Below are 11633 nucleotides of genomic sequence, written 5' to 3' on the forward strand. Positions count from 1 at the left end.
GGAAGCGGTGGACGTTCACGGTGTGGGACCCCCGGAGAGAAAGCTTGGGACCTCGAAAGGATGTCGCACCGCCGCCCGTTCGACAGGGCCCCGGCACGGGTTCACCCCAACGTGGCGCACCCGTACACGCCTTCGACCGGTTCAGCCCACGATCCGCCCGTTCAGCACCACCCGCGCCGGTGTCCCGAGCACCCGTACGTCCGTGCGCGGGTCCTGTGCGTAGACGACCAGGTCGGCCGGGGCGCCCTCGGTCAGCGCGGGGCGGCCGAGCCAGCTGCGGGCGGACCAGGTCGCCGCGGCCAGGGCCGCCACCGGGGGGATGCCCGCCTTCACCAGTTCCGCCACCTCGGCGGCGACCAGGCCGTGCGGCAGGGAGCCGCCCGCGTCGGTGCCGACGAAGACCGGGATGCCGGCGTCGTAGGCGTTGCGGACGGTGTCGTAGCGGCGGGCGTGGAGGCGGCGCATGTGGGCGGACCAGGCGGGGTACTTGGTCTCGCCGCCGGCCGCGAGCCGCGGGAACGTCGCGATGTTCACCAGGGTCGGGACGATCGCGACGCCGCGGGAGGCGAACAGGGGGACGAGGTCGTCGGTGAGACCCGTGGCGTGTTCGATGCAGTCGATGCCCGCTTCGACCAGATCGCGCAGGGACGACTCGGCGAAGCAGTGCGCCGTCACCCGGGCCCCCAGGCGGTGCGCCTCGTCGATCGCCGCCGCCACGGCGTCCCGCGGCCAGCACGCCGCCAGGTCGCCCGTCCCGCGGTCGATCCAGTCGCCGACCAGTTTCACCCAGCCGTCGCCGCGCCGGGCCTCCCGGCCGACGTACGCGACGAGGTCGGCCGGCTCGATCTCGTGGGCGTAGCCGCGGATGTAGCGGCGGGTCCTGGCGATGTGCCGGCCTGCCCTGATGATCTTCGGGAGGTCCTCGCGGTCGTCGACCCAGCGGGTGTCGGAGGGGGAGCCGGCGTCGCGGATCAGCAGGGTCCCGGCGTCGCGGTCGGTGAGCGCCTGCTTCTCGGCGGCGTCGGCGTCGACCGGCCCGTGGGCGCCGAGGCCGACGTGGCAGTGGGCGTCGACCAGGCCGGGCAGGGCCCAGCCGGCCACCGTGCGGATGTCACGGGCGCCGGCGGGACGGTCGTAGGAGACCCTCCCGTCGATCACCCACAGTTCGTCGCGGACCTGGTCCTCGTCCGGTCCGGCGAGGACCCTGCCCTTCACGTGCAGCACCGTGTCGTCGCTCATGCACGGCACCTTAGGGCTTCTCGTCCGGGTCAGGCGTCGCCGCCCACCTGGTCCGAGGTCTCCTCCTCCACGTCGGCCATCGCCGGGTCGAGGAGGCGGGAGAGGAAGTGGCGGGTGCGTTCGTGGCGGGGGGCGCCGATGACCTGCGCGGGGGCGCCGTCCTCGACGATCACGCCGCCGTCCATGAAGACGACCCGGTCGGCGACCTCGCGGGCGAAGGTCATCTCGTGGGTGACGACCATCATGGTCATGCCCTCGTTGGCGAGCATGCGCATGACCGCGAGGACGTCGCCGACCAGTTCGGGGTCGAGTGCCGACGTGGGCTCGTCGAACAGCATCACCTGGGGGCCCATCGCCAGCGCGCGGGCGATGGCCACGCGCTGCTGCTGACCGCCGGAGAGGGACGCCGGGTAGGCGGTCGCCTTCTCCGACAGGCCGACCCGCTCCAGGTTCCCGGCGGCGACCCTGGCCGCCTCCGCCTTGCCGCGGCGCAGGACCCGGCGCTGTGGCAGCGTCAGGTTCTCGGTCACCGTCAGGTGCGGGAAGAGGTTGAACTGCTGGAAGACCATGCCGATGCGGCGGCGGGCGGCGTCGATGTCGACGTCGGGGTCGGTCAGTTCGACGCCGCCGACGACCACCCGGCCCTTGCTGGGCTCCTCCAGGAGGTTCACGCAGCGCAGCAGGGTCGACTTGCCCGAGCCGGACGGGCCGATGACGCACACGACCTCGCCCTGGCCGATCTCCAGGTCGATGCCGCGCAGCACCTCGTTGTCGCCGAACGACTTGTGCAACCCGCGGACTTCGATCTCCGGTCGGCTCATTTCACGGCCTCCTGGGCCTTCGCCTCCATGCGGCGCACGACGAAGCCGAGCGGGATCGTCACCAGCAGGTAGCACAGGCCGGCGACGAGGATGGGGGTGGAGTTGGCGGTGGTACTGGCCAGGTCGCGGCCGTACTTGGACAGTTCGCGCTCCTCCAGGGTGACGCCGAGGAACAGCACCAGCGAGGAGTCCTTGAACAGCAGGACCAGTTCGTTGGTGAGCGGCGGGAGGATGATGCGGAAGGCCTGCGGGATGATGATCGAGACCATCGCGCGGGCGGGTGAGAAGCCCAGCGAGCGGGCCGCCTCCATCTGCCCCTTGGGCACCGCCTGGATGCCCGCGCGGATGGTCTCGGCCATGTACGCCGCCGCCACCAGGCCGAGGGCCAGGGCGACCTTGCCGTACGTGCCTCCGACGATCTCCGTGCCGGGGAAGGCCAGGGGCACGGCCACGCCGATGAAGATGAAGATCAGCAGGGCGGGCAGGCCGCGGAAGATCTCGATGTAGATGCCGGCGAGCCAGCGGTAGGGGCCGACGGAGGACAGCCGCATCAGGGCGATGACCATGCCGAGGGCCAGCCCGACGAGGAAGCCGGACACGGTGTACAGCACGGTGTTCTTCAGCGCCAGCGTGATGACGTCCGGGAACATCTGCCGGGCGATGTCCGCCTGCGCGAACTGGTTCTTCAGCCGGCCCCAGTCCGCCGAGAGCGCGAACGCGACCAGGGCGGCGACGAAGACGACGTACTGGACACCGCGCGACAGCCTGCGCTTCTGGCCGCGGGTCAGCCCTTTGCGGCGGGGCGGTGCTTCGAGCTTCGTGGCGTCGCTCATGAGGCGGACGGGGAGGCCGCGGCGGCGTCGTACGAGCCGATCCACTGCTCGTAGAGCTTCTTGTACGTGCCGTCGGCCTTGGCGTCGGCGATCGCCTTGTCGATGGCCTCGGCCAGCTTCGTGTTGCCCTTCTTCACCGTGAAGCCGTACTGCTCGCCGGTGTTGAGGTTGTCGACGACCTTGAAGGCGTCCGCGTTGGCCTTGTCCTTCAGCCAGCCCTGGACGACCGGGTAGTCGATGACGACGGCCTTGACCTGGCCGGTGCGCAGACCGTTGAGGACGGCGTCGGAGGACTCGAAGGAGACCGGGTCGAAGCCCTGCTTCGTCACGTAGTCCTCGCCGGTGGTCTGCGCCTGCGCGCCGAGCTTGACGTTCTTGGACTTGATCTCGGCGAGGGAGTTCACCCCGGCGTCCTTGGCGACCAGGACGGCCTGCGTGGCGTCGAAGTAGGGGTCGGAGAAGTCGACGTTCTTCTTGCGCTCCTCGGTGATGGTCATGCCGGCCGCGGCCAGGTCGCACTCGCCGGAGTTGAGGAAGGCACCGGTCTTGAAGTTCTCGAACGGGGTGTCGAGGATCTCCTGCTTGACGCCCAGGTCCTTGGCGACCAGGTCGATCAGGGAGACGTCGAAGCCCTGCACCTTGCCGTCGATCTCCGACTGGAACGGCGGGTAGGGCAGGTGGGTGCAGGTGGTGAGCTGACCCGCCTTGACCAGCTCCACACCGCCCGCGGCGGTCTTGGAGCCGCTGCCGCCGTCGTCGCTGGAGGTGCAGGCGGCCACGAGCATGAGCCCGGCCGTAGCGGTGGTGGCGGCCAGGACACGGGTGCGACGCCCGAGGAGCGTGTTCACGGCGGGCCTTCCTGTGGGGGGAACTGTAGGTTCCGATTATAAGGAGAAGTTTGAGTCTCTCAAATCAAACCCTTGGCAGCCGGGTTCCCCGGCCTAAGAAGTCGCCGGTCCGGGGGGTGGAGGTCACGTTGGCTACCCTCGTCACCACTGCCCCGTGAGTGAAGAGAGCACCGCCGTGACGCACCCCTTCCTGGATCTCGCTCCGCTGACCGCCGCCCGGTTCGCCTCCGTCGAGGACCGGGTGGCCCGGCTGCTGGACACCCGGCAGGACGTCGTGATCACGCAGGGCGAGGCGCTGCTGCCGCTGGAGGGCGCGATCCGCTCGACGGCCGGGCCGGGCACGACCGCGCTGAACGTGATCACCGGCCCGTACGGGCAGACCTTCGGGGACTGGCTGCGCGACTGCGGCGCCACCGTGATCGACCTCGCGGTGCCCTTCCACACGGCGGTCACCGCCGAGCAGATCCGCGCGGCCTTCGCCGAGCACCCCGGGATCGACTTCGTGTCGCTGGTGCACGCCGAGGCCGCCACCGGCAACACCAACCCGGTCGCGGAGATCGGCGAGGTGGTGAGGGAGCACGGCGCGCTGTTCTACCTGGACGCCGTGGCCTCCGTGGGCGCCGAACCGGTGCTGCCGGACGCCTGGGGCGTGGACCTGTGCGTGATCGGCGCGCAGAAGGCGATGGGCGGGCCGGCGGGCGTGTCGGCGGTGTCGGTGAGCGGGCGGGCGTGGGCCCGGATGGCGGCCAACCCGCGGGCGCCGCGCCGCTCCTACCTGTCGCTGCTGGACTGGAAGGAGCGGTGGATCGACGGCGGCCGCAAGGCCCTGCTGCACGCGCCGGCGCAGCTGGAGATGCTGGCGCTCGAGGCGTGCGTGGAGCGGATCGAGGCGGAGGGGCTGGAGACCGTGATGGCCCGGCACGCGTCCGCCGCCGCCGCGACCCGCGCGGGGGCGCTGGCGCTGGGGGGCGGGCTGGAGCCGTACGTGCACGAGGCGCGCGAGGCGGCGCCCGTGGCGACGACGCTCAGGGCGCCGTCGGGCGTCGTGGCCTCGGAGCTGGTGGCGCGGGCACTGGCGGGCGATCCCGCGGCGCCGCTGGCCGCGGGCGGGGGCGCGCTGGCCAAGGAGATGATCCGGGTCAACCACTACGGGGCGGACGCGACGCCGGGCGCGGTCCGCGGCAGCCTCACGGCCCTGGGCACGGCACTCGCGGAGAGGGGCCTGGACGTGGACCTGACGGGCGCGCTGCGCGCGGCGGAGCAGGCCTGGCGGTGAGGTCCGCGCCGCGGGAGCGGACCGGCCGAGTCACCGGCGCCCGAATACCCGTAATGGCGGCCCTTTTCTCCTCGCCTTTCTGCACCCCTTTTTCCCGCCCTTTCCCCAGGTAGCTTTCCGGGGTTCTTCTGCCCGAATTCCCAAGGCTTAAACGCGGGGATTTTTCGAGCTCATTACGAACGCGTGACGCATCGCACACAGGTGACCTTCTGTCCCGTTATGCACGGCTCATAACGGGACAGAAGGGAAGGTGATCACGGGAGCATCACCACATCACCGCCACCTCTCCATGCATTTTTTAATTTCCCTCGGTAAGTTCCATCCGCATGACTGCCACACAAGCAGACCTGCGGATCGACCGCCCTTCGGTGGCGGACGGGGCCGCTCTCTGGCGTATAGCGAAGGAATCCGGGACCCTCGATCTGAACTCCTCCTACAGCTATCTGCTGTGGTGCCGGGACTTCGCCGACACCTCCGCGGTGGCGCGCGCCGAGGGCGGCGAACCGGTCGGATTCGTCACCGGATACGTCCGCCCCGAGGCGCCGGAGACACTGCTCGTCTGGCAGGTGGCGGTCGCCGACGCGTACCGCGGCCGCGGTCTGGCCGCCGCGCTGCTCGACGGGCTCACCGCCCGGGTGGCCGCCGGGCGCCCCCTCGTCACCGTCGAGACCACGATCACCCCGGGCAACACCGCCTCGGAGCGGTTGTTCACCTCCTACGCCGCCCGGCACGGCGCGGACGTCACCCGTGAGGTCCTGTTCGGCACCGACCTGTTCCCGGACGGCCCCCACGCCCCCGAAGTCCTGTACCGCATCGGCCCGTTGGCCTCCGCCTGAGCCCTCCCCCTCCCCCGGCCGCACGTGACCCGCGTCGCCGCCCCCGCACGACTCCCACCGCATCGAGGAGCGTTTCGCCGTGACCATCACCCAGCCCGACCTCAGCGTGTTCGAGACCGTCGAGTCCGAGGTGCGCAGCTACTGCCGCGGCTGGCCCGTCGTCTTCGACCGGGCGCAGGGCAGCCGCATGCACGACGAGGACGGCCACTCCTACCTCGACTTCTTCGCCGGCGCCGGGTCGCTCAACTACGGGCACAACAACCCGGTGCTGAAACGGGCGCTGATCGACTACCTGATGCGCGACGGCGTCACCCACGGCCTCGACATGTCCACCGTCGCCAAGCGGACCTTCCTGCAGACCTTCCAGGACCTGGTGCTGCGGCCGCGCGACCTGCCGTACAAGGTCATGTTCCCGGGCCCGACCGGCACCAACGCGGTGGAGTCGGCGCTGAAGCTGGCCCGCAAGGTGAAGGGCCGCGAGGCGATCGTCTCCTTCACCAACGCCTTCCACGGGATGTCGCTGGGCTCGCTCGCCGTCACCGGGAACGCCTTCAAGCGGGCCGGGGCGGGCGTCCCGCTGGTGCACGGCACGCCGATGCCCTTCGACAACTACTTCGACGGCCAGGTCCCGGACTTCCTGTGGTTCGAGCGGCTCCTGGAGGACCAGGGCTCCGGACTCAACAAGCCGGCCGCCGTGATCGTCGAGACGGTGCAGGGCGAGGGCGGCATCAACGTGGCCCGCCCGGAATGGCTGCGGGCGCTGGCCGAGCTGTGCGAGCGGCAGGACATGCTGCTGATCGTCGACGACATCCAGATGGGATGCGGCCGCACCGGTGCCTTCTTCTCCTTCGAGGAGGCGGGCATCACCCCCGACATCGTCACCGTGTCCAAGTCGATCAGCGGCTACGGCCTGCCCATGTCGCTGTGCCTGTTCAAGCCCGAGCTGGACGTGTGGGAACCGGGCGAGCACAACGGCACCTTCCGCGGCAACAACCCGGCCTTCGTCACCGCCACCGCGGCCCTGGAGACCTACTGGGCCGACGGATCCGCGATGGAGAAGCAGACCCGTCAGCGCGGCGAGCAGGTCGAGCAGGGGCTGATCTCGATCGCCGAGGAGAACCTCGCCGACGTCAAGGAGTACCGGGGCCGCGGCCTGGTGTGGGGCCTGGAGTTCCACGACAAGTCCCGCGCCGGACGGGTCGCGGCCCGTGCCTTCGCACTCGGGCTGCTGATCGAGACGTCCGGGCCCGAGAGCGAGGTCGTCAAGCTGCTGCCGGCGCTCACCGTGACGCCCGAGGAACTGGACGAGGGCATGAGCGTCCTGGCCCGCGCCGTCCGCGAAACCGCCTGACAGACCGTTACCGACCGCCACCTAGGAGGCATCGCAGCACCGTGATCGTCCGTTCGTTCAAGGAACTCGAAGGCACCGACCGGCACGTGAAGGCGGCGTCCGGCACCTGGGAGAGCAAGCGCATCGTCCTCGCCAAGGAGCGGGTCGGCTTCTCGCTGCACGAGACGGTCCTGTACGCCGGCACGGAGACGTCGATGTGGTACGCGAACCACGTCGAGGCCGTCGTCTGCGTGGAGGGCGAGGCGGAACTCACCGACCACGAGACCGGGCTGACGCACACCGTCACGCCCGGGACCATGTACCTCCTCGACGGCCACGAGCGGCACACGCTCCGCGTCAAGGAGGACTTCCGCTGCATCTGCGTGTTCAACCCGCCCGTGACCGGACGGGAGGACCACGACGAGAACGGCGTCTATCCCCTGCTCACCGAGCCCGAGGAGGTCTGACATCCCCATGACCACCGTCACCGGCACCACCGTCACCGATCTCTACCCCAGCCGCGGCACCACCGAGGTGACCGTCCCCCGCCAGGACCCGGTCGTCTGGGGCGCCCCGGACGCGCCCGGCCCGTTCGAGCCGCTCGACCTCCGGTCGTTCGAGCGGGACGGCTTCGCCACCGTCGACCAGCTCCTCACCGACGACGAGGTCGCCGTCTACAAGCGGGAGTTGGACCGGCTGGTGACCGACCCGGCGATCCGGTCCGACGACCGGTCGATCGTGGAGCCGGGATCGAAGGAGATCCGGTCCGTCTTCGAGGTGCACCGGATCAGCGAGGTCTTCGCCCGGCTGGTGCGCGACGAGCGGGTCGTCGGACGGGCCCGCCAGCTCCTCGGCTCGGACGTGTACGTCCACCAGTCGCGCATCAACGTCAAGCCCGGCTTCGGTGCCTCCGGCTTCTACTGGCACTCCGACTTCGAGACCTGGCACGCCGAGGACGGCCTGCCCCGGATGCGGACGGTGTCCGTCTCGATCGCGCTGACCGAGAACCACGACACCAACGGCGGCCTGATGATCATGCCGGGTTCGCACAAGACGTTCCTGGGCTGTGCCGGTGCCACGCCGAAGGACAACTACAAGCAGTCGCTCCAGATGCAGGACGCGGGCACGCCCTCCGACGAGGCGCTGACCGAGATGGCGTCCGCGCACGGCATCAAGCTGTTCACCGGGCGCGCCGGTTCGGCGACCTGGTTCGACTGCAACTGCATGCACGGGTCCGGCGACAACATCACGCCGTTCCCGCGCAGCAACGTCTTCATCGTGTTCAACAGCGTGGAGAACGCCGCGGTGGAGCCGTTCGCGGCGCCGGTGCGGCGGCCCGAGTTCATCGGCGCCCGCGACTTCACGCCGGTGCGCTGAACACACCCGCCGGGGCGCCCGGGAGGGCTCGGCCCCGCCGGGGCGCCCGGGGGTGCTCAGCCCGACAGCACGTCCAGCAGCCGGTCCACGTCCGCCGCCGTGTTGAACAGGTGGAAGGCCGCGCGCAGGTTGCCGGCACGGTCGGAGACCTCGATGCCCGCGCGGCTCAGCTCCGGCTGCCGGCCGCCGAGGCCGGGCACCGAGACGATCGCCGAGCCGGGTGCGGGCACGGGCTCGTGGCCGAGTACCGCGAGCCCGGCCCGGAACCGGTCCGCGAGGGCCAGGTCGTGGGCCTGTACGGCGGCGACCCCGAGTTCCTCGATCAGGTCGAGGGACCGGCGCAGCCCCGCGTAGGTGAACAGGGCGTGGCTCAGGTCGAACCGCCGTGCCGAGTGGGCGAGTTCGGCGACCGGGCCGTAGCAGCTGTCCCACGGCACCTCGGCGGCCACCCAGCCGGCCAGCAGCGGGGTGAGTCCGCCGAAGTCCTCCGGGACCACGAGGAAGGCGGCCCCGTGCGGGCCGAGCAGCCACTTGAAGGAGACGGAGACGGAGTAGTCGTACGCGCCGGCGTCCATCGGCAGCCAGCCCGCGGACTGGGAGAAGTCGACGTAGGTGCGCGCTCCATGGGTACGGGCCGCCTCGCGCAGGGCGGGCAGGTCGGCGATCCGTCCGTCGGCGGACTGGGCGGCGCTGACCGCGACGAGCGCGGTGCCGGGGCGGACGGCCTCGGCGATCCGCTCCAGCGGGACCGCGCGGACCTTGAGGTCTGCGCGGGCGTGGAACGGGTTCAGCACCGAGGTGAAGTCGTCCTCGGCGGTGAGGACCTCGGCGCCGGCCGGCAGTGAGGCGGCGATCACGCCGGTGTGCGCGGCGACCGAGGCGCCGGCCGCGACCCGGCCCACGGGGACGCCGGCCAGCCGGGCGTACGCCGCGCGGCTGGCCTCCACGTCCTCGTACAGCGGGGTCAGCGGCCGGCCCTCGGCCCGCAGCAGCGCCGCCTCGTGCAGGGCGGTGACGGTACGGGCGGGCAGCAGGCCGTTGCTCGCGGTGTTGAGGTAGGTGTGCTTCGGGGCGAACTCGGCGCGGACGAGGGTCTCGAAGGTCTCCATGACTCCACTCTGCGGTGCCGCGAAGTCGAAGTCCATGGCGAATTTCTGCGCGGTTTCCCCAAGGAACGCTTATGAGTCGGCCGTCAGCCGCGGTTTCGGTCCCGGCCGCGCCCGGACACGGCCCGTCTCAGTGCTGCGGCACCGCGCATCCGTCCGGGCCGCAGGCCTCGGCTTCGCCCTGGTCGACGAGCCGGAGCGGGGAGCGCTCGCCCCAGGCCCGGGTGAGGGCCTGGGTGAAGACCTCGGCGGGCTGGGCGCCGGAGACGCCGTACGTGCGGTCGAGGACGAAGAAGGGCACGCCGTTCGCGCCGAGCCGGGCGGCCTCGCGTTCGTCGGCGCGGACCTCGTCGGCGTAGGCGGCCGGGTCGGCGAGGACCGCGCGCGCCTCGTCGGCGTCGAGGCCGGCCTCGACGGCCAGTTCCACGAGCCGTTCGTCGCCCTCGCCGAACAGCGACCGTTCCTCGGCGAAGTTGGCCCGGTACAGGAGCTGGATCAGCTCGTCCTGGCGGCCTCGCTCCTTGGCGAGGTGCAGCAGCCGGTGCATGTCGAAGGTGTTGCCGTGGTCGCGCCCGCGGGTGCGGTAATCGAGGCCCTCGGCGGCGGCCTGGGCGCCGAGGTTGTCCTCGCCGGCCTGGGCCTGGGCCTCGCTCATGCCGTACTTCTTGGTGAGCATGGTCAGCACGGGCTGGATGTCGCCCTTCGCGCGGCCGGGGTCCAGCTCGAAGGAGCGGTGCACGACCTCGACCTGGTCACGGTGCGGGAAGGCGTCGAGCGCCTTCTCGAAGCGGGCCTTGCCCACGTAGCACCACGGGCAGGCGATGTCGCTCCAGATCTCGACGCGCATGTCTCGGCTCTCTCCAGGTCGTGCGGGTACGGAGACTCCCTCCGGCGCGTAGGTGAACGTTCAAACGGTTCGGCTCATTCCCCGTTCCCCGGGAACCGCGGGAAGAGGTGGCGGGCGCCTTACGCGGGCGGGTTCGCCGGGTCCGGGAACCAGCGCTGCCGTGCGGAGAAGTCGCCGTGCGGAGAAGTCCTGGACGCGCGGGTTGCCGACGCGCACGTCCGGCAGTTCCGCGTCCTTGCCGCCGGCGCGCCGCTGCCGCACGCACGCCGGGTGCGGCGCGGCGAGGGCCCGCGCCTCGGCGGGCACGGCGGTGCGGCGGGCACGGCGGTGCGGCGGGCACGGCGGTGCGGATCGCTCGTCCTGCGGCCGCCCGGTCCGCGGTCCCCGGTCTCCGGTCACGTCGCGGAGGGCGTGCCGTCCGCCGCTCCGGTTCCGGAACGGCGGACGGGCCCCGGAGGCGGACCCCGGAGCGCCCCGGTCAGCTGCCGTCGCGCAGGTCGTCCGGCCACTTCGGCCGGAACTCCAGGTGGTCGTAGGTGACGACGCACCCCTGCCCCATCGGCGCCTGCGCCATGAAGCCGACCAGGGCCGCGCCCGTCTGCGTCTCGTCGCCCAGCGTGAACAGCCGGACGAAGATCCACCGCTTGCCGTCGCGGGAGGCGTGGAAGGCGAACGCCCGGCCGGTCCTGCTCACCCGGAGCCAGACCGAACTGCCTTCCACGGTGAAGGAGTTGGCGTCGTCGGAGTGGCCGCGGGTGACCACCGTGCAGACGGTGGGCACGTCCGGGGAGTACTCCAGGCAGAGCTTGGCCCAGGCCCGTTCGCCGACGTGGACGTAGAGCACCCCGGCGTCGAAGGCGCCGTTGAAGCCGACGGTCACCCGGGCGATGAACTGGAAGTCGCCCTCGGGCGCCCCCAGCAGCCGGGGTGCGTCGGCGGCCGGGTCCAGCGCCTCCGCGGTGGGCGGCACGAACCGGTCCTGGCGGGGACCGGCCCATGCGGTGAGGACCCCGTCCTCGTGGCTCCAGTGCCCGTCGGGCCCGTAGGTGCGCAGCGGGAAGGGGAGTTCGGGCAGTTCGAGGTCCATGCGCGGAGTTTTCCAGATCCTTCTGTCGCCCGG

General features: G+C 71.4%; 12 protein-coding genes. 5 read left to right on the top strand and 7 right to left on the bottom strand.

Annotated elements, in window-relative coordinates:
- Window positions 1-141 precede the first annotated feature (141 nt).
- The 4 genes from ACH4N1_RS26205 to ACH4N1_RS26220 are packed head-to-tail and all read right to left on the bottom strand — an operon-like array spanning window position 142 to window position 3741.
- Window positions 142-1239: an amidohydrolase family protein gene (locus ACH4N1_RS26205; protein WP_398100628.1), complete on the bottom strand. Its 1098-nt coding sequence runs from the start codon at window positions 1237-1239 to the stop codon at window positions 142-144.
- A gap of 29 nt (window positions 1240-1268) precedes the next feature.
- Window positions 1269-2060: an amino acid ABC transporter ATP-binding protein gene (locus tag ACH4N1_RS26210; protein ID WP_398100630.1), complete on the bottom strand. Its 792-nt coding sequence runs from the start codon at window positions 2058-2060 to the stop codon at window positions 1269-1271.
- The gene (locus tag ACH4N1_RS26215) at window positions 2057-2893 is read right to left on the bottom strand and encodes an amino acid ABC transporter permease (protein WP_398100632.1); all 837 of its coding nucleotides are present in this window, start codon (window positions 2891-2893) and stop codon (window positions 2057-2059) included. Before ACH4N1_RS26215 ends, ACH4N1_RS26210 begins: the two co-directional genes overlap by 4 nt.
- Window positions 2890-3741 (bottom strand): transporter substrate-binding domain-containing protein, encoded by an 852-nt coding sequence (locus ACH4N1_RS26220; protein ID WP_398100634.1) that lies wholly within the window; start codon window positions 3739-3741, stop codon window positions 2890-2892. The genes ACH4N1_RS26215 and ACH4N1_RS26220 overlap by 4 nt, the downstream gene beginning before the upstream one ends.
- A gap of 175 nt (window positions 3742-3916) precedes the next feature.
- Between ACH4N1_RS26220 and ACH4N1_RS26225 the strand changes: the two genes are divergently transcribed.
- From ACH4N1_RS26225 to thpD, 5 genes are all read left to right on the top strand, one after another.
- Window positions 3917-5017 carry a pyridoxal-phosphate-dependent aminotransferase family protein gene (locus tag ACH4N1_RS26225; RefSeq protein ID WP_398100732.1) on the top strand — a complete coding sequence of 367 codons (1101 nt, stop codon included), beginning with the start codon at window positions 3917-3919 and terminating at the stop codon, window positions 5015-5017.
- Window positions 5018-5343: 326 nt separating this feature from the next.
- Window positions 5344-5853 (top strand): diaminobutyrate acetyltransferase, encoded by a 510-nt coding sequence (gene ectA / locus ACH4N1_RS26230; RefSeq protein WP_398100636.1) that lies wholly within the window; start codon window positions 5344-5346, stop codon window positions 5851-5853.
- Between the two features lie 79 nt (window positions 5854-5932).
- Complete coding sequence (ectB, locus tag ACH4N1_RS26235; RefSeq protein WP_398100638.1) at window positions 5933-7204, top strand: diaminobutyrate--2-oxoglutarate transaminase; 1272 nt, start codon at window positions 5933-5935, stop codon at window positions 7202-7204.
- A gap of 41 nt (window positions 7205-7245) precedes the next feature.
- Window positions 7246-7650, top strand: a complete 405-nt coding sequence (locus tag ACH4N1_RS26240) for an ectoine synthase (RefSeq protein WP_366060486.1) — start codon at window positions 7246-7248, stop codon at window positions 7648-7650.
- Between the two features lie 7 nt (window positions 7651-7657).
- Window positions 7658-8560 carry an ectoine hydroxylase gene (gene thpD, locus ACH4N1_RS26245; RefSeq protein WP_398100640.1) on the top strand — a complete coding sequence of 301 codons (903 nt, stop codon included), beginning with the start codon at window positions 7658-7660 and terminating at the stop codon, window positions 8558-8560.
- A 56-nt stretch (window positions 8561-8616) separates the two neighbouring features.
- Here the strand turns inward: thpD and ACH4N1_RS26250 are convergent, their stop codons facing one another.
- The 3 genes from ACH4N1_RS26250 to ACH4N1_RS26260 all read right to left on the bottom strand — a co-directional run bounded on the left by ACH4N1_RS26250 (window position 8617) and on the right by ACH4N1_RS26260 (window position 11600).
- Window positions 8617-9669, bottom strand: coding sequence for an aminotransferase class V-fold PLP-dependent enzyme (locus ACH4N1_RS26250; protein ID WP_398100734.1), 1053 nt, complete (start codon window positions 9667-9669; stop codon window positions 8617-8619).
- Between the two features lie 127 nt (window positions 9670-9796).
- On the bottom strand, window positions 9797-10513 hold the full coding sequence (locus tag ACH4N1_RS26255; protein ID WP_398100642.1) for a DsbA family oxidoreductase: 717 nt from the start codon (window positions 10511-10513) through the stop codon (window positions 9797-9799).
- 478 nt (window positions 10514-10991) lie between these two features.
- Window positions 10992-11600 carry a DUF1349 domain-containing protein gene (locus tag ACH4N1_RS26260; RefSeq protein ID WP_398100644.1) on the bottom strand — a complete coding sequence of 203 codons (609 nt, stop codon included), beginning with the start codon at window positions 11598-11600 and terminating at the stop codon, window positions 10992-10994.
- Window positions 11601-11633: the final 33 nt, after the last annotated feature.

The sequence above is a fragment of the Streptomyces sp. NPDC017202 genome, assembly GCF_044331705.1.
GTDB lineage: Bacteria > Actinomycetota > Actinomycetes > Streptomycetales > Streptomycetaceae > Streptomyces.